Source organism: Geothrix fuzhouensis, from assembly GCF_024609325.1.
Taxonomy (GTDB): Bacteria; Acidobacteriota; Holophagae; order Holophagales; family Holophagaceae; genus Geothrix; species Geothrix fuzhouensis.
Map to the genome: position 1 here is coordinate 1,450,282 of NZ_JANHMQ010000001.1, position 16,261 is coordinate 1,466,542.

Here is a 16,261-nt window from a genome sequence, read left to right on the forward strand (position 1 = left end):
GCGGATGGGCTCCGCCGGCTCAGGCCGCCAGTCTGCGCACCGCCACCAGGGTGAGGTCGTCCCCATGGGGTGAGCCGTCCAGGAAGTGCTCCAGCTCCCCTCGGCAGGAGGCCAGAAGCTCGGGCAGCGGAAGCGCGGCCCCCCGGCGCAGGGAGGCCGCGGCCCGGCCGATGCCGAACTCGCGATCGCCCCGGGCGCCTTCCGTCCAGCCGTCCGTGTAGAGCAGCAGGGTCTGGCCTGGCGCGAGCGCCAGATCCCGTTCGGTGTAGACGGAATCGCAGAACAAGCCGAGCGGGAGACCCCCGCCTTCGATCGGCCGCACCCCGCGACCATCGGCGAGGAGGGGCCGGGGGTGGCCGGCGTTGGCGATCGAGAGCCGTCCGCCTCCATCCAGGCGCAACGCGGCGAGGGTCGCGTAGCTCACGGAGGAGGTGGCTTCCGCGAAGAGCTCGTTGGCCTGCTTGAACAGGTCGGGAAGCGATTTCCCCGTGGGCACCAGCGCCCGGAACAGGGCATGCAGGTGGGACTGCAGCAGCGCGGCGGCCACGCCCTTCCCGGACACGTCGCCGAGGACCAGATGCAGGGGAGCCCCGGGTGCGGCGGCGGGAATGACATCCACATGATCCCCGGACACCACCCCCCGGGGTTCCCAGTGGTAGGCCACTTCCCAGCCATCCTGGACCAGGTGGGTCGGCGGCAGCAGGGTGCGCTGGACCTTCCCCGCGGCTTGGAGATCCCGTTCCAGGGCCCGGCGCTCGGCCTCCGACAGGCATTCCAGACAGACCCGCACCAGGGGATCCTCGCGCAGGCGGTCCGAGGAGATGGGATCGTGGCACACCGCGCAGATGCCCCAGGTGCCGACTTCGATGGCACCGATGGCCCCATCCACCTGCCGCATCAGCTCCACCCAACGTTGTTCCTTCCTTGCGGAGGTCAGCGCGGCGAGGTGGTCACGCCGGGCGACGAGTCGTTCGAGGGTCCGGGCCTCCAACGGCGTCATGGCGTCCTCCCCGCCGCGGCCTCGGCCTGTTTCCGCAACAATGCGATCTGGCCCGCATGATAGGCGTTGTGCTGGAGGATCCCCAGCAGCAGCCCCCGGATGGTGGTCTCCGAGCCCGACCTCGCCTCGTCGAGGCGGGTTTCCTCCAGTTGGTGGACGGCGGACCACAGCCGCCCATGGGCCTCCTCCAGGGCCGTGCAGGTCGCCTGCCAGGTGGTTTCGGAATCCAGCTCGGCGGGGCCCCAGTCCGAGCCTGGCGCGCCCTGGAGCCGCTCAGCTCCGAGGATCTGTCGCTCCGTGTCCCCCAGCCAGTAGGTCAGATGGCCCACGAGCTCCGCGATGGAGTGCGTGGCCGGACTTGGGCGCCACTGGGCCAGGCGACCATCGACACCGGCCAGGAGTTCCATCAGGGCAGGACCGTGCCAGGCACCCCCCCTGAAGCCACGCTCCAGTTGGTCCGCCAGGCGGGTGGGGGCGAGGTCTTGAGACTGGGCCATATATAACCTCCTTGGCAAGGAACGCAGGTTAATATGAAGTCCATTTCTAACCTGTCAATACCTATTTTTGGGTTATAATTGAGGCATGACTGAAGCGCCTCCCCTCCCTGTCCAGGGCCCCTTTGAGTTATCCGGGGGCGACGTCAGCCTGGACTTTGCCAACACCTGGGGCGACCGGGGACGCCCGGACACCGACGACCTGAAGACCTATGCGCACCTCCTGGCCTTCGCTCAGCAGACTGGCCTCCTGGCTCCCGAAGTCGCGGAGGCTCTGGCCACCCGGGCGCAGGCGGAACCTCCGGCCGCCGAGGCCGCCCTCCAGGCCGCCCGTGGCCTCCGGGAGGCCCTGTACGGCCTGTTCTCGGCCCGGTGCCATGGGTTGGAGGTGCCTCCCGGCGACCTGACCCGCCTGAACCGGGCTCTCCAGGCGGCCCTGCCTCACCTCTGCATCGCCTGCGACGCAGCCCCCGCCTGGCGTTGGCGGGAGATGGAACGACACCTCACCGCACCCCTCTGGCCCATCGCCCGGGCCGCGGCGGACCTCCTGACCCGAGAGCCTCCAACCCCGGTCCGGGAGTGCGGTGGCTCCCAGTGCACCTGGCTGTTCCTGGACCTCAGCCGCGGGCACTCCCGGCGCTGGTGTTCGATGACCAGCTGCGGCAACCGGGAGAAAGCCCGCCGCCACTACCAACGCGTCCGAAAGCAGGACCCGGTGGATCCCCCCGATTGATGATCTCTGGATCTCCTTGATTTTCAGGGATGGTGGTGGAAGGATGGGCCGCCTTTCCCTTTTAAATAAGGAGACAACCATGAAAAAGGCAGCCGCACTTGCCCTGCTCCTCGGCGCCCCCCTGGCGGCTCAGACCTTCGAGGTGGGACTCTTCATCGGGCAGCAGCAGTACCCCTCGATCCACTCGGACGTGGCGCCGGGTACCACGCTGACGATGGAAACCGACGATAAGACGGTCGTGGCCGCGCGCTTTGGCTACACGCTGGTGGACCTGGGCCCCGCCTTCTTCCAACTCAACGCCGGCTACCAGCCGGAAGCCAAGGCCACGGTGAAGGGGTCCCTGCCTGGCACGCCTTCGGTGGAGGTCGGCGAATTCAAGGAGAACCACTGGTCAGCGGGGGCCATGTTCAACTTCAAGGCCTTCGTGGCTGTTGGGGCTGGGTTGGAATTCCGCTCCGAGAAACTGTCCGGTGAGTTCAGCGGCAGTTCCGACAGCACCACCTACAACCGCGTGTGGGCCCGGGTGAACGTCGGCTTCGCCATCCCCTCGCCCGTGGTGAAGCCCTTTCTGGGCCTGGAGGCGGCCTTCCCCCTCACCACCAAGAGCAGCGGGGTGGACGTCTCCGCCAGCAACGCGGATGTACTCAAGGCCATGGCGCCCAAGAGCCAGTTCGGCCTCTATGCGGGCATCCGGTTCTGACGCCACCAGTCCAGCGCCCAGCGACGGCGCCCACCGCGAGGCGCTTCGCCGGGCGTTGCCAGCTATGCTGATGGACCCGGAGGTCCACCCGCCATGCACATCCTCGGCCTCGACCACCTGGTACTTCGCGTCACTGACCTGGAGGCCATGACCGACTTCTACACGCGGGTGGTGGGCCTGGGCCTGGACCGGCGGGTGCCCGACCTGGGGCTGGTCCACCTTCGGGCGGGGCGCTCGATGCTCGACCTGGTCTCTGTGGCCGGGAAGCTGGGCGCGTCTGGCGGCGCGGCCCCGGGCGCGGAGGGCCGCAACCAGGACCACTTCTGCCTGCGCATCGACCCCTTCGACGAGGCCGCCTTGCGGGCCCGCTTCGCCGCCCATGGCATCGAGCTGAGCGAGGTTCAGGACAACTATGGGGCCGAGGGCACCGGCCCATCCGTCTACCTCCGGGATCCCGAGGGCAACGTGATCGAGCTGAAGGGGCCCTCGGCCGGCTGAGCGAGCCTCAGGCGCCCTTGTAGAGCGATTCGATCAAGGTCGCGTACATCTCGTTCACCACCCGACGCTTCACCTTGAGGCTGGGGGTCAGCTGGCCGGTCTCCAGGCTCAATTCGTGATCGAGGATGGCAACCTTCTTCACGCGCTCGAAGTTGGAAAGCTGCTGATTGATCTGTTCCACCCTCTCCATCATCAGCTGGTGCACCTCGGGGCGGGCCACCAGGTCGCGGTTGTTGGAGAAGGGGACCTTCTTCTGATGAGCCCAGCGGTGCAGGCTGTCGAAGTTGGGGATGACCAGCGCCGAGATGAAGTTGCGCCGGTCGCCCAACAGGACCGCCTGGGTGATGAACTTGTCCGTCTTGAGCAGCTCCTCGATGGGCTGGGGGGCGATCTTCTTGCCGCCGCTGGTGACGATGATCTCCTTCTTGCGATCCGTGATCTTGAGGAGGCCCCGGGCGCTGAGCTCGCCGATGTCGCCGGTGCGGAAGTAGCCTTCGGCATCGAACGACTCCGCCGTGCCCTCGGGATTCTTCCAGTAGCCCTTCATCACGTTGGGGCCCTGGACCAGGATCTCGCCATCCTCCGCGATCTTCACGTAGGGCTTGCCTTCCCAGGTGTCGTAGATGGGGCGTCCCACCTTGCCGGGAACCACCTCCCCGAACCGGTTGAAGGAGATCACGGGGCTGGTCTCCGTGAGGCCGTAGCCCTCGGTGATGGGCAGGCCGATGGCCCAGAAGAAGGCCATGACCTTGGGTGCCAGGGGCGCGCCGCCGCTGATGGCGAAGCGGATGTTCCCGCCGGTCTTGGCCAGGATCTTCTGGAAGACAAGGTGGCGGCTCCACCAGAGCTGGAACTGGATCCAGAGGGGGATCTTCTGCTTCTCGTACAGGTAGGGCACGGACATGTCCCCGGCCCACATGGCCCAGTGGAAGATGAACCGCTTCACGATGCTGCTGGAGGCCACGCCCTCGCGGACCCGGGCGTAGATCTTCTCGTAGATGCGGGGCACGCTGATGATGATGGTGGGCTTGGTGGCCTGGAGGTCATCACCCACGGTGGCGATGCTTTCCGCGTAGTAGATACTCGCGCCGATACGCATGGTCGAGTAGTGGCCCGCCATCCGCTCAAGGATGTGGGAAAGGGGCAGAAAGGACAGGCAGCGGTCGCCCTTCTTGAGCTGCAGCAGCTGGAGGGTGCGCTCCACGTTGGACACGAGGTTCCCGTGGGTGAGCATGGCGCCCTTGGGATCGCCGGTGGTGCCCGACGTGTAGATGAGCGTCAGCAGCTCCTCCGGCTTCCGCTGGCGGGCCCAGGCCCGCACTTCGGGCCGCCGGGCCTCCAGAGCCTCGCCTTCGGCCATGAGGGTGGAAAATGGGATCACGGAGGGATCGGCGGGGATGCCGTCCATCTGCACCACCCAGGTCAAAGCGGAGTCCGGCCCCTTGGCGGTGAGGGCCTTCCGAGCCTGATCGGCGGTGGAACAGAAGACGATGCGGGCCTCAGAGTGCCGGAGGATGAAGGCGCTCTGGGGGGCATTCAAGGTGGGATAGAGCGGCACGGACGGTAGCCCGGAGATGGCGCACGCGTAATCCACGATGGCCCACTCGGGCCGGTTCTCGCAGATGAGGGCCACAGGCTCACCCGCCTTCAGGCCGCGGGCCTCCAGGGCGAGGGCCAGGCGTTCCACCCGGGCCTGCAGCTCCTGGTGGGAAATGGGCACATAAGTGCCCCCCTTGCGGTAGGCCAAGGCATCCGGGGACTGGAAGGCGCAGGCCTGATAGAACAAGTCGGCAATGGTTTGGACCATGTCTGGCTCCGAGGAAAGGGGGCTTGTTCCGGGATTTGGGTTCAGGGGGCGGGCCGTACCACCACGGATTCGGAGGAGCTGATGCCCCAACTCTGGAGAAAGGCTTCGGGCGCGGACAGCACACCATCGGCCAGGCCTGGAACGAAGCGCACCGCCTCGTGGGCCACCCCGCCACGCCACTGGATCCGCACCTGGGTGATGAAGCCATGGCTGTAAGGCTGGAGGCCCCGCCAACGGGACTCGTGGATGACGCCCAGCTCCACGTGATCCCCTTTCTTGAAGAGGCCGGTCTTCAGCGTCTCCAGCGCCAGGGGAACCGCGGGTTCGAACACCTGGAGGCGCTCCGCTTCCAACAGCGCGAAGGCCGCCTCGAGCACGGCCGTTTCGTTCAGCTGGGTAGAAATCATGATCTGGTGGAAATCCTGGTAGCCATCGAAGTGCGGGATGGCTTTCCGGGCTTCGGGGGAAAGCTTCAGGCCGGCCGTAAGGGCCGGCTCGGGCAGGTAGGTCCAGGGCACCGCATCCAGGGATGGGAAATAGGCCCCCAGGCGCCGGCGCGTATCCAGGGTGCGGGCCGATTCCATGAGCAGGTCGGGCACGCTCCGCCGGATGCTCCCCACAGGCTTGACGGGGCCCGCCTGGAATTCGAACTCCCCTCGTTCCCAGGTCAGGAGTTCGAAGGCGGCGGATTCACCGATGGCCCGCCCACTTTCGGCATGGACCACGGCGCCGCCGCTCACGTAGATGACCCCTTTGAACCGGCCGTTCTGCAGGAGCAGCTGGCCGGTCTTCCTGTTCAGGTGGAGCAGCTGCACCACGTCCGTGATGCTGATGCTTTCAAGAAAACCCCGCAGGTTGCTCATGGGCGCTCCTGGACCCCGCCGGTGCAGGCCAAAGCCGCTCCCGTGGCAGAGACGTGGCGAGGGGCGAAACAGGATGAGTACGGCATGGCCAGGGTCTTACCAATCAGAGAAGCGGACGAGGATGATCGGCGGGGTTGAGTGGTCCATCATTGGACGGCCCACGCTGACCCGGGTCAAGATGGCGAAATCGAGCGGGGCCCAGAGGCAGTGGCAGCGGGCCTGGCCCAGGGAAATCCCGGCCTGGCGGGAAGATCTGTAGCGACACGGGGCATCCTGGCGGGAGCCGCGGACGCCCGGGGCACCGTACACTGCCTGCAGCCTCTGGAGTCCCCATGCCGTACCCCCACCTGCTGGCCCCCCTCGACCTGGGCTTCACGACCTTGCGCAACCGCGTGCTGATGGGCTCCATGCACACGAACCTGGAGGAGGCCAGGGGCGGCTTTGGCAAGCTGGCGGCCTTCTACGCCGAGCGGGCCCGGGGTGGCGTGGGCCTCATCGTCACGGGCGGCATCGCACCCAACTTGCGGGGCCGGCTCGCCCCCTTCGGCTCGCAACTCTCCTGGCCCTGGCAGGTGGGGAAGCACCGCCAGGTGACCGAAGCGGTGCATGCGGCGGGCGGAAAGATTGCCCTCCAGATCCTGCATGGCGGCCGCTACAGCTACCACCCCCTCAGCGTGGCGCCGTCCGCCGTGAAGAGCCCCATCACCCCCTTCAAACCACGGGCCCTCTCCCAGCGCAGCGTCCGGGCCACGATCCGCGACTACGCCCGCTGCGCGGCTCTGGCGAAGAAGGCCGGCTACGACGGCGTGGAGATCATGGGCAGCGAGGGCTACCTCATCAACCAGTTCATCGCCGCCCGCACCAACCGCCGCACGGATGCCTGGGGTGGCAGCTACGAAAACCGCATGCGCTTCCCCGTGGAAATCGTGAAAGCCGTGCGCGCGGCCGTGGGCCCGGATTTCATCCTGATCTTCCGCCTCTCCATGCTGGACCTGGTGCCCGATGGCAGCACCTGGGAGGAGGTCGTGCAGCTGGCCAAGGCGGTGGAGGCCGCCGGCGCCACGATTCTAAACACCGGCATCGGCTGGCACGAGGCCCGAGTGCCCACCATCGGGGCCATGGTGCCGCGGGGCGCCTATGCCTGGGTGACGAAGAAGCTCAAGGGGGAGGTGCGCATCCCCCTCGTCACCACCAACCGCATCAATACGCCCGAGGTGGCCGAGGAGGTCCTGGCGGAAGGCTGTGCGGACATGGTGAGCATGGCCCGGCCCCTGCTGGCCGATGCCGACTTCGTGAACAAGGCCGCCGAGGACCGCGCGCTGGACATCAACACCTGCATCGCCTGCAACCAGGCCTGCCTGGATCAGGTCTTTCAGAACAAGCGGGCCACCTGCCTGGTGAACCCGCGCGCCTGTTACGAAACTGAACTGGTCTTCTCACCCGCCATCGCCCCCAAGCGCATCGCCGTGGTGGGTGGAGGCGCGGCGGGTATGAGTTTCGCCTGCCACGCGGCGGAGCGCGGCCACGTCGTCACGCTCTTCGAAGCGCAGGCGGAACTGGGCGGCCAGGTCAATCTGGCCAAGCGCGTGCCTGGCAAGGAGGAGTTCTACGAGATGCTGCGGTACTTCAAACGCCGGCTGGCCACTGCAGGCGTTACCGTGCGTCTGGGCGAGCGGGCTACCGTGGAACTGCTGGCGGATTTCGAGGAGATCATCCTCGCCTCGGGCGTCCTACCCCGCACGCCGCACATCCCCGGTCTGGACCATCCCAAAGTCATCAGCTATCCCGACCTGCTGTCGGGCCGGAAAACGGCCGGCAAGACGGTTGCCGTCATCGGCGCCGGGGGCATCGGCTTCGACGTGGCGGAATTCCTGGTGCAGCCGGAACCGCAGCTGCAGGTGGGGGCCTACCTGACCGAATGGGGCGTGGATGGTACCCACGCGCACCGCGGAGGGCTGCTGCCCGCACCGCAGCCCCCGGAACCGGCGCGGCAGGTCTTCCTGCTGCAACGCAAGACCGACCGCATGGGCGCCGGCCTCGGCAAGACCACGGGCTGGATCCACCGTGCCGGCCTCAAGGCCATGAAGGTCAAAATGCAGGGTGGCGTCCACTACGAACGCATCGACGATGAGGGGCTCTGGATTCGCGAGGGCAAGGATGCCGACGCGAGATGCCTGGCCGTGGACAGCATCATCCTGTGCGCCGGCCAGGAATCCGAACGCAGCCTCGCGGAACCGCTCCAGGCCAAGGGCCTCTCCGTCCACCTCATCGGCGGCGCCGACCTCGCCACCGAACTCGACGCCCAGCGCGCCATCCGCCAGGGGGCGGAGCTGGCGGCGACGATCTGAAGACATGGTCCACAGATTAATTGCTTTCAGGATTTCTCCGTGATGCAGACCATCTCCAACTCCGCGGCCCGGCGCCTCTTCCTGGGGGCCCAAGGCCTGCTGGACGACCCCACCCGGCGGGCCACGGTGGCGTCGCTCCAAGCCCTCATCGAGCGCCTGGGGTTCGTGCAGATGGACACCATCAACGTGTTGGCCCGGGCCCACGACCTCACCCTGCTCAGTCGCCTGGACGGCTACCAGCCAGAGCAGCTGAGGAAGCTGCTGGAGGACCAGCGCAACCTCTTCGAAGGGTTCACCCACGACGCCTCCGCCATTCCCACGACCTTCTTCCCCCAGTGGAAGCCCCGCTTCGCCCGCGATCGCGCACGCATCCAGGCCCACGCCTGGTGGCAGCACCACTTCCGCGGCACGGACGGCGCGCAGGTGGTGAAGGACGTGAAGGCTCGCATTGAGCGCGAGGGCCCGCTGAAGTCCTCGGAGTTCGAACACCCCGAAAAGCGCGGCCCCTGGTGGGGCTGGAAGCCGCAGAAGGCCGCCCTGGATTTCCTCTGGCGCAGCGGCGAGCTGATGATCCCCCGGCGCGAGGGCTTTCAGAAACTCTACGACCTCACCGAGCGCGTACTACCCGATCACCAGGCCCGGCCTTGCCCCGATCGGGCTGAACACCTGGAGTGGGCCTGTGCCACCGCCGCCGAGCGGCTCTGGGTCTTCACACCCAAGGAGTTGGCGGATTTCTGGGCCGCCCTCGAAGGCCCCGAGGCCAAGTCCTGGTGTGAAGCCGCGGCCAAAGCCGGTCGCCTCGTCCCGGTGCAGGTGGAGGGCGCCGATGGCGAGACCCGCGCCGCCTTCGCCTTGGCGGACTGGGAGGCGCGGCTGGCCAAGCTGCCTGAATCACCGGAGCGGACCCGCCTGGTCTGTCCCTTCGATCCCATCCTCCGCGACCGCGCCCGGGCCCTGCGCCGCTTCGGCTTCGACTACCGCTTCGAGGCCTTCGTGCCCGAGCCCAAACGCCAGTACGGCTACTTCGTCATGCCCATCCTCGAAGGCGAGCGGCTGGTGGGCCGGCTTGACCCCAAGCTGCATCGCGATCGCAGCCTCCTGGAGATCAAGGGGCTCTGGTGGGAGCCCAGCGTCAAGGCTACCAAGGCCCGGAAACGTAGCTTGGACGAGGCCCTGGAACGGCTGGCCTCGTTCGTGGGGGCCCAGGAGATCCAGCTGCCATGACCGATCACCCCAACTACTGGAATGCTTTGTACGAGGACGACGCACGGCCCGGCTGGGACATGGCCAAGCCCACGCCCGTGCTGGCGGAGGCCCTGGCCCACGCGGCGGCCGCGGGACTGGCGCCGGGCGCTTCTGTCGTCGTGCCGGGCTGCGGCTACGGCCACGATGCCGCTGGACTGGAGGCCGAGGGATTCGCAGTCACGGGCCTGGACTTCGCGCCCCTGGCCCTGCAGGGCGCCAGGGCGCGGTACGGCGACCGGATCATCTGGTCATCCGCGGACTGGCTCTCCCCGCAGCTCGGCCCCTCGGGGCCTGTCCCTGCCCCCCCGTGTGCCGCGACGACGTCAGCCGGGATGCTCCGGAAGGAAGGGCCCGCAGGACAACGTGGCTCGTTGTTCAAGGGCCCTGACGTGGCGGAGCGCCCGTCTGGCGTCGTCCCTCTGGGCTGGGGCGGCGGGCGGCACCCCGCTGCGTCAAGCTCGGATCACTTAGAACCACTATGCTCACCTCGCCTTCCTTGCGGGCCACCGCCCGGCGCTCCCAGCGCGGCTCGCGGGGGGGCAGGGACAGGCCCCTGGGACGCCATCTTCGACCACACCTGCTTCGTGGCCATGGACCCGGAGCGGCGCCGGGACTATGTGGAGGCCTGCGCGCGCCATCTGAGGCCCGGCGGTCTTTGGATGGCCGTAATCTTCGACGACGTCCAGGGACGCCCCGGTCCGCCGCATGCCATTCCGCTGGAGACTTGCCGCGAGCTCGCCGACCCGCATTTCGAAATCCTCCACCTCGCGCGAGCGTCCGCCAGTCATCCCCGCCGGGCAGGGCGCGAGCTGCTGATGGTGGCGAGGCGTCGGCAGGATTGACCGGTGCATCTGCGGGGAGCCTTGGCCTAGAATGATCCAAACCCCAGGAGTACCCCATGCGGATGAAGCCTCTGGCCTACCTGTTAGCCCTTTCCACCCTGAGCCTGGCAGCCCAGGACGTGGTGCGCCTGGGCAATCTGAAGTTCGCTCATTACGGTGCCGTGTCCTACATGAAGGAACTCGCCCCGAAGTACAACCTCAAGATTGACGAGCGGATGTTCGCTAAGGGCATCGACATCAACCCCGCCATCGTGGCCGGTGAGATTGACGCCAGCGCGGCGGCCCTGGATGCTGCCATCGCGGGCCGTGCCGCGGGCGTGCCCATTTATGTGGTCGCCGGCTTTGCCCGGGGCGGCGCGCGCATCGTGGTGGGCGCGAACTCGGGCATCAGGTCGCTGAAGGAACTCAAGGGCAAGAAGGTCGGCGTGGCCCGCGGTGGGGCCCAGGAAGTGCTGCTGCTGGCAGAACTGGCCAAGGCCGGCCTCACCTGGTCAGACAAGCCCGGCAAGGATGTGCTGGTGCTCTACCTCCCCTTTGCGGACCTGAACCAGGCCCTCATGGCCAAGAACATCGACGCCATGTGCCAGAGCGAGCCTTACAGTTCCCAGGCCATCAACCGGAAGTTCGGCGTGGAGCTGCTGAAGCCCTATGACACCCCCATCGGCGAGCCCATTCGCGCCCTGGTCATCACCGAGAAGCTCTACAAGGAGCGCCGCGATGTCGCCCGCCGCTTCCTGCTCTGCTTCGTGGAGGCCACCAAGAAGTTCATCGACGATCCCAAGCTGGCCGAGAAGTATGTCCGCGAGAATATGTTCAAGAACCAGATCAGCTCCGAGGACTACCTGGACGCCATCGGCAATTCCCCCTTCAGCTATGACATCACCACGGAACATGTGCAGATCACCACGGACCTGATGGCCAAGTACGGCGTGGGCAAGATGGCGAAGCCGCCCAAGGCGACCGATTGGGTGAAGCTCGACCTTCTGGCCGACGCCAAGAAGCAGCTGAAGATCGACCAGCCGAAGGCGGCTGCTCCCAAGAAGGCGGCTCCCGCCAAGAAGGTGAAGAAGGGATGAAGCGCTACCGGCACGCCGCCTCCGGCATCCTCGTCCCGCTGGCGGCCCTGGCCTTCTGGCAGCTGCTGTCCACCATGGGCTGGGTGAACGCCACCATCCTGCCGTCGCCCATGCAGGTGCTCACCAAGTGGTGGGCCTATCTGCGGCCCCTGGAGGCGTTCGATCCCACCCAGGGCTCGTACCTCAAGTGGTGCTTCTCCGGCGAACTGCCCCAGGACGCCATGGGGAGCCTCTACCGCGTCCTTGTGGGCTTCGCCATCGGCACAGGTCTGGCCCTGCCCCTGGGCCTGGGCATGGGGTACAGCAAGGTGGTCAACGCCCTCTTCAATCCCCTCATCCAGGTGCTGCGGCCCATCCCGCCCATCGCCTACATTCCCCTGTCCATCCTGTGGTTCGGGCTGGGCAATCCACCGGCCATCTTCCTCATCAGCATCGGGGCCTTCTTCCCGGTGCTGATGAACACCGTCACCGGTGTGCAGAACGTGGACAGCATCTACCTGCGCGTGGGCCGCAACCTGGGCGCCTCGCGGTTCACGCAGTTCAAGCGGATCATCCTGCCGGCCGCCACGCCCTACATCTTCACCGGAGCCCGCATCGGCATGGGCACGGCCTTCATCGTGGTGATCGTCTCCGAGATGATCGCCGTGAACAACGGCCTGGGCTACCGCATCCTGGAGGCCCGCGAGTACCTCTGGTCCGACAAGATCATTGCGGGCATGTTCACCATCGGCCTCCTGGGCCTGGGCATCGACACCGTCATGAGCCGCCTCAGTTCGCGCATGCTGCGCTGGCACCGTGGTCTGGAGCAGGGATGAGCATGGACAGCCACATCTCCGTCCAGGGCGTGCACAAGGTCTTCCAGAGCGGCGGCCAGGATGTTTACGCCCTTAAGGCCATCGACCTGGAGATCGTCCGGGGCGAGTTTGTCTGCCTGCTGGGTCCGTCGGGCTGCGGAAAATCCACCCTGCTCAACGCTGTCGCGGGCTTCAGTCTGCCCAGCTCCGGGCACATCCATGTCGACGGCACGCCCGTCACCGCCCCCGGCCCCGACCGCGGCATGGTGTTTCAGGAGTACGCGCTGTTCCCCTGGATGACCGTGGAGCAGAACATCGCCTTCGGACTCCAGATCAAGGGCGACGCCAAAGCCGCCATCCAGGCCAAGGTGGACAGCCTGCTGGAGCTGCTGCACCTCCAGGATTTCCGCAAGCGCTATCCCAAGGACCTGAGCGGCGGCATGCGACAGCGCGTGGCCATCGCCCGGGTGCTGGCCCTGGACTCGCCCATCATGCTTATGGACGAGCCCTTCGGCGCCCTGGACGCCCTCACCCGCCGCAACCTGCAGGACGAGCTGTTGCGTCTGTGGACCGAGCTGAAGAAGACCATCCTCTTCGTCACCCACAGCATCGAGGAGGCCCTCTACCTGGCGGACCGCACGGTGGTGATGACCTATCGCCCCGGCACCATCAAGCGCGACCTGCGCGTGGACCTGGCCCGCCCCCGCGACGTGGCCAGTCCCGGCTTCAACGCCCTGAAGAAAGAGCTGAGCCTGCTCCTCATGGAAGAGCAGAACCGGCACGAGCAGGACGAGTTCCGGGGCGCGGCGGTGGACTAGCAAACCCTTACGGGGCGTGACTCGCCGCGGGGCTGGAAGCCAGGCGATCGTGCCACAAAAGCATCTCGATGCCGACATTCAACCGGTATTCCCGCCCCCAGTGGTGGGCCCGGTTCCACTCGATCTCCGGGGCGACGAGGTAGTAGATCCACCGGTTCCGCAATTCACGTTTAAAGAAGAACGTGAGGAGGTACATGTTCTCCTGCCCCGGCGTGCCGTAGACGCCGAACCGGACGCTCGTACCCCGGGCCATGTCCCCGCCGTTGATGCGGCGACCGATGTCGCTTTCCCGGAGGAGTTCCGTGATGTAGCCGAGGCTGAGGCTGACCTCCCACTCCCAGCCTCGGCCGCCGTTCTGGGTCGCCCAGTCGACCTCCCGTTTTTTCTCGCTCCACTTGAAGGAAGCGGCCGGCCGAAGGTTCCAGAAGCCCTGCCACCGGTCCCCCATCAGGGAGGTGATTTCGCCGGTGCCATCCTTGCTCTCCCAGTACAAACGCTCGAAGGGATAGACCTTCCAATGCCCCGCGGTCCACGTCGGACTCCAGTCCAGATGGGTGTAGAGCTGCGGGTGGAGGCTTGCCTTCAGCCCCAGGGTCGCGTGGAATTCGTCTGTCCAGCTTCGCTCAACTCCGATCCGTGCGGTCCTCTGCCCTTCAATGGGAGGCGTTCCTGGGGTCAAGGTCGGATCCAGGGTGCTCACTTTCAGCTTCAGGAAGCGGTCCGCGTTGGGAAGAAAGATTTTCGCGTCCAGGTCGATGGTGCCCTTCGAGTGGAACCGATCCGCTGCATCGAGATCCAGCAGCCCATACAGGCCCAGGCGCAGCTCAAGGGGCGGCACCGGCAGGGGCTGTTCAGTCCCCTTCCGCACGAACCAGCGGTCCAGCCGCTCCACGCGGGGTTGGAGAAACTGATACGTCCGCATCTGGTAGAGATCCAGCTTCTCGCCGAACGTCGTCGGGGCGGGAGGTCCAGGCGCCTCGTCTGCCCACGCGAACCCGGACCCCGCCATCAACAGGGGGGGCAGCACCACAGCTCTGAGGCAGCTACGGAGTCGGGGGAAGGCTCGCACCAGGCCCACCTTCGCAAGGCAGGCAAGTGTCCCACCAAACGAAGTGAGCGAGTTATCCAAAGTGGAAAAAACAGGCAAGTCGCCTTCGAAGGCGATCCCGGCTACCGCTTCGGGCAGGTCGACACACCTAGCACGGTGTAGAGCGGGCAGAACCCCGTGAAGGCGGTCATCAGGGGCACGACACCGATGAGGCCGAACCAGCGGGCTTTGCCTTCCAGCAGAAAGACGAGGCTCAACAGCACGAGGCCCGCGACGATCCGCACGGTCTTGTCGAAGCTTCCGATGTTCACCTGCATAGGACCTCCTTCAGGAAAGGGGCAGAGAGGGCGGCAAGGAAGGCAGGACCTCCCCGCGGCCTCGGGTGGCGAGGGCCACGGCCAAGGTCCAAAGGGGGGCGAGATTCAGGTAGGGCACAGCTTCGGTGACGAAGGAGGGCAGGAAGGCCCAGTGGAAGCCGAGCATGGCCCACAGGATGATCATGGTGATCAGATCGAGGCCTGCGCCCAGGAACCAGCCCATGGGGCCCGTGAGATCCGCCGGCACCTGGATGGCGTCCACAGCGAGCGCGATGGCCCAGGCCAGGCGGATGCGAGTTCTACTGAGGGGTTGGAGCATGGCGGAATTCTACGCTTCGGCCTCCCGAATGCGAGACATTGAGGGGCCCGTTTCCTGGACGCGCCCATGACCTCCACCTCCGCCACCTTCTCTGGCCCCCCCATCCGCGGCATCCTCTTCGATTTCGGCAACGTCATCTGCACCTTCGACAATCGCCGGATTCTCACCGCCCTCGCGCCTCTCTGCGGTCAGCCACCCGAGGTGCTGGAGCAGCTCATCCAAAGCTCCGACCTTCCCGCAACCTACGAATCCGGCGCCATCACGTCGCAGGAATTCCTGGCCGGCATGTCGTCCCTCTGCGGCCACACCCTCTCCGAAGACACCTTCGTGCCCGCCTTCACGGACATCTTCACGCCCATCACCCCCACCTTCGAGCTCATCCGGCGACTGAAACCCCGATACCGGCTGGGTCTGGTGTCCAACACCAATCCCTGGCACGCAGACCGTGTGATCCGAACCACCGAGGTCTTCCCCCTCTTTGACGCCGTCACCCTCTCCCACGAGGTTCGCGCCCTCAAACCTGATCCCCGGATCTTCGAGGACGCCTTGGCCAAGCTGGGCCTGCCGCCCGAAGCCTGTGTCTTCATCGACGACATCCCCGCCTTCGCCGCGGCCGCCACCACCCTGGGCATGCACGGGATCACCTACACAGGACCCGAAGCCCTCCTGGCAGATCTGCATGCCTTGGGGGTGGATGCCTAGGGTCTCCCCTAGAGATTGATCTCCGCAAGCGCCTTCATGACCAGATCGGCACAGGCCTGATACCGTGCCCGACCAGTCAGGTCGGCGGGAAGACTCGCGAAATCGACCGGTGGCCCGGCCACGATGGTGATCCGGCCCGGCCGGGGCCAGGTTGTCCCCCGCCCCCAACACTCGAAGGCGCCGAAGATCCGCACGGGGACCACGGGCACGTCACCCTTGGCGATGATGAAGCCGATGCCAGCCTCGGCCTCCTGTATGGTGCCATCGGGCGAGCGCGTTCCCTCAGGGAAGATGAGCACGCGATTCCCTTCCTTGAGCAGGCTCAGGATGCGTTTCATGCTGGCGAGATCGCCCTTGCCAAGATCCACGGGCAGCACCTGGATCCGGGGCAACAACCACCCCAAAACGCCCTTGAAGAGGGACTTCCGGGCCAGGTAGTAGATGGGTTTCCGAAAGGCGGCACCTACGGCGGCCGGATCCAGGAAGCTCACATGATTGGCCACGATCAAGGCACCCCCGGATTCGGGAAGGAACTCCCGGTGGAGGGTGCGGTGCCGGAAGAAGATGCGGCCGGCGATGCGCGATAAGGTGTGGACAATCCAATAGATCATGGGCGGCAGTCAGAAGGAGTCATGGGGTAGCGACCAGTCTCAGCCT

Annotated in this window: 18 protein-coding genes; 10 read left to right on the top strand and 8 right to left on the bottom strand. The window is 66.5% G+C overall.

Annotated features, from left to right (window positions below; genetic code table 11):
- Positions 1-19 precede the first annotated feature (19 nt).
- Positions 20-1,000 carry a SpoIIE family protein phosphatase gene (locus tag NOV74_RS06600; protein ID WP_257310346.1) on the bottom strand — a complete coding sequence of 327 codons (981 nt, stop codon included), beginning with the start codon at positions 998-1,000 and terminating at the stop codon, positions 20-22.
- Positions 997-1,497, bottom strand: coding sequence for a DinB family protein (locus NOV74_RS06605; RefSeq protein WP_257310347.1), 501 nt, complete (start codon positions 1,495-1,497; stop codon positions 997-999). The genes NOV74_RS06600 and NOV74_RS06605 overlap by 4 nt, the downstream gene beginning before the upstream one ends.
- 85 nt (positions 1,498-1,582) lie before the next feature.
- On the opposite strand from NOV74_RS06605, the gene NOV74_RS06610 reads away from it, so the two are divergent.
- The 3 genes from NOV74_RS06610 (at position 1,583) to NOV74_RS06620 (ending at position 3,425) form a co-directional block, all read left to right on the top strand.
- The gene (locus NOV74_RS06610; RefSeq protein WP_257310350.1) at positions 1,583-2,227 is read left to right on the top strand and encodes a CGNR zinc finger domain-containing protein; all 645 of its coding nucleotides are present in this window, start codon (positions 1,583-1,585) and stop codon (positions 2,225-2,227) included.
- A 79-nt stretch (positions 2,228-2,306) separates the two neighbouring features.
- The gene (locus NOV74_RS06615) at positions 2,307-2,927 is read left to right on the top strand and encodes a hypothetical protein (RefSeq protein WP_257310352.1); all 621 of its coding nucleotides are present in this window, start codon (positions 2,307-2,309) and stop codon (positions 2,925-2,927) included.
- 93 nt (positions 2,928-3,020) lie between these two features.
- Positions 3,021-3,425, top strand: coding sequence for a VOC family protein (locus NOV74_RS06620; protein ID WP_257310354.1), 405 nt, complete (start codon positions 3,021-3,023; stop codon positions 3,423-3,425).
- Positions 3,426-3,432: 7 nt separating this feature from the next.
- Here the strand turns inward: NOV74_RS06620 and NOV74_RS06625 are convergent, their stop codons facing one another.
- Both NOV74_RS06625 and NOV74_RS06630 read right to left on the bottom strand, forming a co-directional pair.
- The gene (locus NOV74_RS06625) at positions 3,433-5,232 is read right to left on the bottom strand and encodes an AMP-dependent synthetase/ligase (protein WP_257310355.1); all 1,800 of its coding nucleotides are present in this window, start codon (positions 5,230-5,232) and stop codon (positions 3,433-3,435) included.
- A gap of 41 nt (positions 5,233-5,273) precedes the next feature.
- Positions 5,274-6,095 carry a DUF4388 domain-containing protein gene (locus NOV74_RS06630; RefSeq protein WP_257310357.1) on the bottom strand — a complete coding sequence of 274 codons (822 nt, stop codon included), beginning with the start codon at positions 6,093-6,095 and terminating at the stop codon, positions 5,274-5,276.
- A gap of 332 nt (positions 6,096-6,427) precedes the next feature.
- Between NOV74_RS06630 and NOV74_RS06635 the strand changes: the two genes are divergently transcribed.
- From NOV74_RS06635 to NOV74_RS06660, 6 genes are read left to right on the top strand one after another with little or no spacing between them, the layout of a single operon-like run.
- Positions 6,428-8,443: an NADPH-dependent 2,4-dienoyl-CoA reductase gene (locus NOV74_RS06635; protein ID WP_257310359.1), complete on the top strand. Its 2,016-nt coding sequence runs from the start codon at positions 6,428-6,430 to the stop codon at positions 8,441-8,443.
- A gap of 42 nt (positions 8,444-8,485) precedes the next feature.
- Entirely contained in the window at positions 8,486-9,667 is a 1,182-nt protein-coding gene (locus NOV74_RS06640) for a winged helix-turn-helix domain-containing protein (protein WP_257310565.1), read from the top strand.
- Positions 9,664-10,530 carry a class I SAM-dependent methyltransferase gene (locus NOV74_RS06645; RefSeq protein WP_257310361.1) on the top strand — a complete coding sequence of 289 codons (867 nt, stop codon included), beginning with the start codon at positions 9,664-9,666 and terminating at the stop codon, positions 10,528-10,530. The genes NOV74_RS06640 and NOV74_RS06645 overlap by 4 nt, the downstream gene beginning before the upstream one ends.
- A gap of 56 nt (positions 10,531-10,586) precedes the next feature.
- The gene (locus NOV74_RS06650) at positions 10,587-11,606 is read left to right on the top strand and encodes an ABC transporter substrate-binding protein (RefSeq protein ID WP_257310363.1); all 1,020 of its coding nucleotides are present in this window, start codon (positions 10,587-10,589) and stop codon (positions 11,604-11,606) included.
- Positions 11,603-12,421, top strand: a complete 819-nt coding sequence (locus tag NOV74_RS06655; RefSeq protein WP_257310365.1) for an ABC transporter permease — start codon at positions 11,603-11,605, stop codon at positions 12,419-12,421. Before NOV74_RS06650 ends, NOV74_RS06655 begins: the two co-directional genes overlap by 4 nt.
- Positions 12,418-13,218, top strand: coding sequence for an ABC transporter ATP-binding protein (locus NOV74_RS06660; protein ID WP_257310366.1), 801 nt, complete (start codon positions 12,418-12,420; stop codon positions 13,216-13,218). Before NOV74_RS06655 ends, NOV74_RS06660 begins: the two co-directional genes overlap by 4 nt.
- Before the next feature lie 7 nt (positions 13,219-13,225).
- Here NOV74_RS06660 and NOV74_RS06665 read toward each other — a convergent pair whose 3' ends face one another.
- From NOV74_RS06665 to NOV74_RS06675, 3 genes are all read right to left on the bottom strand, one after another.
- Positions 13,226-14,287: a hypothetical protein gene (locus NOV74_RS06665; protein WP_257310368.1), complete on the bottom strand. Its 1,062-nt coding sequence runs from the start codon at positions 14,285-14,287 to the stop codon at positions 13,226-13,228.
- 101 nt (positions 14,288-14,388) lie between these two features.
- Positions 14,389-14,583, bottom strand: coding sequence for a YgaP family membrane protein (locus NOV74_RS06670; RefSeq protein WP_257310369.1), 195 nt, complete (start codon positions 14,581-14,583; stop codon positions 14,389-14,391).
- A gap of 10 nt (positions 14,584-14,593) precedes the next feature.
- Positions 14,594-14,902 (bottom strand): hypothetical protein, encoded by a 309-nt coding sequence (locus NOV74_RS06675; protein ID WP_257310371.1) that lies wholly within the window; start codon positions 14,900-14,902, stop codon positions 14,594-14,596.
- 66 nt (positions 14,903-14,968) lie between these two features.
- Here NOV74_RS06675 and NOV74_RS06680 point away from each other — a divergent pair, with 66 nt between their 5' ends.
- The gene (locus tag NOV74_RS06680) at positions 14,969-15,604 is read left to right on the top strand and encodes an HAD family hydrolase (protein ID WP_257310374.1); all 636 of its coding nucleotides are present in this window, start codon (positions 14,969-14,971) and stop codon (positions 15,602-15,604) included.
- Positions 15,605-15,612: 8 nt separating this feature from the next.
- Here the strand turns inward: NOV74_RS06680 and NOV74_RS06685 are convergent, their stop codons facing one another.
- Positions 15,613-16,215 (bottom strand): lysophospholipid acyltransferase family protein, encoded by a 603-nt coding sequence (locus NOV74_RS06685; protein WP_257310376.1) that lies wholly within the window; start codon positions 16,213-16,215, stop codon positions 15,613-15,615.
- Positions 16,216-16,261: the final 46 nt, after the last annotated feature.